At 64.9% G+C, this 3,360-nt stretch carries 3 protein-coding genes; 1 reads left to right on the top strand and 2 read right to left on the bottom strand.

All coding sequences use genetic code 11. The features are described 5' to 3' along the window. Together prsT and JWQ61_RS17260 are read right to left on the bottom strand one after the other, a co-directional pair. A partial coding sequence (prsT, locus tag JWQ61_RS17265; protein WP_304361606.1) for an XrtA/PEP-CTERM system TPR-repeat protein PrsT occupies positions 1 to 2,539 on the bottom strand: 2,539 nt, incomplete at its 3' end. A 146-nt stretch (positions 2,540 to 2,685) separates the two neighbouring features. Continuing rightward, complete coding sequence (locus JWQ61_RS17260) at positions 2,686 to 2,991, bottom strand: hypothetical protein (protein WP_304361605.1); 306 nt, start codon at positions 2,989 to 2,991, stop codon at positions 2,686 to 2,688. Between the two features lie 113 nt (positions 2,992 to 3,104). Between JWQ61_RS17260 and JWQ61_RS17255 the strand changes: the two genes are divergently transcribed. After that, positions 3,105 to 3,360 (top strand): MoaD/ThiS family protein (locus JWQ61_RS17255; protein ID WP_304361604.1); only part of this gene is annotated, 256 nt, incomplete at its 3' end.

Raw genomic sequence — 3,360 nt, 5'->3', positions numbered from 1 at the left:
CCGGCACGTCGCCGGCCAGCTTGTAGGCACGCTCGGCCGTCTCCAGCGCCTTCGGATCGTTTTCCTGCTGGTAGGTCCAGGCCAGGTTGTTGAGCGCGGCGGCGTTATCCGGAGTCTTCTTGAGGATCGCCTCCAGTTGCGGAATCGCGGCCTTGTACTGCTTCCTGGCAATGTTGCCTTCGGCGACATACATCGCCGTCATCACATCGTTTGGATTGTCCCGGCTCCATTGCGCCAGGCGCTGCTCGGCTTCCTTCTCCTTGCCCGACTGCGCCAGCAGGCGGTGGATGTTGATCATCAGCTTGGGCGACTTGGCCAGCGCGAAGGCCTTTTCATACAGCGGCAGCGCCAGCGCCGGCTTTTTCTGCTGGAGCTGCACATCGCCTTCGAGTATCAGGCCGACGGCTTCCTGGCCAGGCAGCTTCTGGACCTGGCGCGCCGCGGCGAGCGCGTCGTCCGGGCGGTTGCCGCGCAGCGCCATTTCGGCCTGGGCCAGGTAGGCCGGGACGAAGCCGGGCTGCAGCGCGATCGCCCGCTTCAGGTCGCCGGCGGCGGCGGCATCGTTTTTCATCATCAGGTGTACCGTCGCCAGGCGGAACTGGGCGGGCGCCGATTTCGGCGCCACGTTGACCAGCTTGCCATAGGTTTCCAGCGCCCCGGGCAGGTCGTTGCTGGACAGCTGGGCCTGGCCCATCAGGTCCAGCAGATCGGCGTTGGCCGGATTGGCGGTCTGCATCTTGCGGGTCAGCGTCAAGGCCTTGGCCGGCTGCCGGGTGCGCAGGTAGTGGGTGGCCAGCTGGATCGCCGGGCCGGTCGCTTCGGGACTTTCTGCGTTGGCTTTTTCGAGCCAGGCGGTGACCTCGTCCGGCTTGTTCTGGGTCAGGGCCAAGCCTGCCAGCGCCGTCATCGCGCTGATGTTTTTCTTGTCCTTTTCCAGGAACGCCACCAGGCGCTGTTTCGCCGCGTCCGGCTTCTTGTCCTGCACGTCCATCTGGGCCAGGTTCATCGCCGCTGCGAAGAAGCTCGGCTGCAGGCTGACGGCCTTGTCGAAGCTGGCGCGCGCCGCCGCGCGGTCGCCCTTGCTCAGGTGAACGCCGCCTTCCAGGTTGCGCACCACCGCGTTGTCCGGCTGCGCCGCCACCAGTGCCTTCGCCGCGGCCAGCGCCTTGTCGTAGTGTTTCAGGGCCAACTCGGCCCGGACCAGCGCGACGCCGGCCTGTTCCGATTTGGGGTCGAGCGCGGTGGCGCGTTCCAGCTCGCTGATCCCCTTGGCCTGGTCGCCCTGGCCCAGCCTGGACAGGCCGAGCGAGGTATGCAGCGTCGCCGCGTTCGGCGCCAGCAACGCGGCTTTCTCGAAATATCCGGACGCCTTGCCGAAATCGCGCGTCCGCATCGCCGACTCGCCTGCCAGCGCCAGCAACTGGGCGTCCTGGGTGCTGTCCTTGAGCAGCGGCGCCAGCGTTGCGACGGCGTCGGCCGGTTGCGCACCCTTGAGCTGGACCTGGGCCAGGAGCTTGCGCGCGTAGCCATTGTCGGGGAATTTCTCGAGGTATTTCTTCAGGTGCTGCTCTGCTTGCTGCAGCGAACCGAGGTTCATTTCCACGGCGCCCGCCAGCAGGATCGACGGCAGGTGTTCGGGCGCCGCACGCAGCACCTTTTGCAGCGATTCCTGGGCGGCGCCATACTTGCCTTGGGTAAAGTCGAGCAGGGCCTGGGTATAAGTCACCTGCAGCGCCGCCGGCGCCGCCTTGCGCGCCGCGTCGATGTCGGTCTTGGCCGCATCGAATTTGCCGGTCGCGATTTCCATGTTGGCGCGTTCGATCAGCGCGTTCATGTGGTCGGGCTTGAGCGTAATCGCCTGGCTGTAGGCTGCCAGCGCATCGGCGTTCTTGCCTTGGGCGCGCAGCAGCGTAGCATTGAAGAACCATACCGCCGGATCCTTCGGGTTGGCCGCGATCGCCTGTTCGACATAGCGGGTGGCGCCGTCGCTGTCCTTGTCGACCATCGCCAGCCGGGATAGTCCTAGCAAGGATTCGGCGGAACCGGCTTTTGCGGCGAGCGCGCGCTGGTAGGATTCCTTCGATTTGGCGATGTCATTGAGCGCCAGATAGGCGTCGCCGCGGACCGCCAGCAACGCCGGATCGCCCTTGGCCGCCGCTGCCGCCGTTTCATCGATCGCCTTCTGCGCCTGGCCCTGCATCTGCAGCGCCTTGGCCAGCACCGGTGCGGCGCGCGTGCTGTCGCCACCCAGGCTGATCGCCTTGCGGATTTCCTTTTCGGCCGACACGGCGTCGCCCATCGTGTTGTACAGCGCCGCCAGCGCGAAGCGCACTTCGGCGTCCTGCGGGTTCTGGGCGGCCGCGTTCTTCAACTGGATCAGGGCCGCCTTGTTGTCGCCCTTTTGCTGGTACTGCTTCGCTTCGGCCATCAAGGTGGCGCTCGACTCGGTCTTGCCACAGCCGGACAGGCCGGCCGCAAGCATCAGGGTGGTCACGACAACGGAGGCGCGGATGGCCCATTTTTTTACACTACGCGGCATATGGTTTCCTTTGAGTCGAGCCGCGTGCGGGGCACATCGGGCTCAGGTATTCGATGTTTCGTTTGTTAGAGATTAATAATACCTGAGGGAATAAGTTATTTCTTCCATAATTGAACGATGTTGCGATTAGGAAACACGGAAAGGCCTTATTCCGGCTTGCGCAGCCGGCTCAGCAGGGCCTCGACCCCGTCGCTGACCGGTAGGCCGTGCCGCCGCAGCAGCTGCAGGTGCAGCACCAGGTTTTCCAGTACCAGTTTGGCCGACACCGCCAGCAGGGTCAGCATGCGATCCTCCTGGCTGAAGGTCTCCATCGCGCCGGCCATTTCGCACAGGTGCGCGGCGACCAGCGCGCGCAGCTCGTGTTCTTCGAAGGGCAGGTCGGCAAAATCGATCGGATCCTCGATCTCGACTTCATGCATCAGCGCTGCTAATTGCTCGGGCTTGATCGGCATGGTGGGCTCCGCAGATTGGCTTGAATTCATTTTAGGCCAGCGGCCGCCGGATGGCGACATTGGCGGCAAATCGGCATAGAATCGCGGTTCACCTAACTTATCCGTTCGGCACCATGGCGCGACTGATGTTTACCCAGCAGCTAGCCCGCTTCACGAGCTTGCCGCAGGTCGAGACCCGGGCCGGCCGGCTGCGCGCCGGGCTCGACACCGCCTTCGCCGCCAATCCGCTGCTGCGCGGCTATGTGCTCGACGAGCAGGGCCACCTGCGCGAGAACGTGGTGATCTTCATCGACGGGCGCCGCTGCACCGACCGGGTGGCGCTCGACGATCCCCTCAAACCCGACAGCAGGGTCTACATCCTGCAAGCAC

Source organism: Collimonas fungivorans (assembly GCF_028292705.1).
GTDB classification, from domain to species: domain Bacteria; phylum Pseudomonadota; class Gammaproteobacteria; order Burkholderiales; family Burkholderiaceae_D; genus Collimonas; species Collimonas fungivorans_B.
Note: the sequence above shows the minus strand (reverse complement) of the source record. Positions and strands in the feature narration are given on the sequence as shown.

Excerpts from the sequence above, each read along its gene's own strand:
- JWQ61_RS17260 (WP_304361605.1), bottom strand. The coding sequence starts at position 2,991 with ATGCCGATCAAGCCCGAGCAATTAGCAGCGCTGATGCATGAAGTCGAG.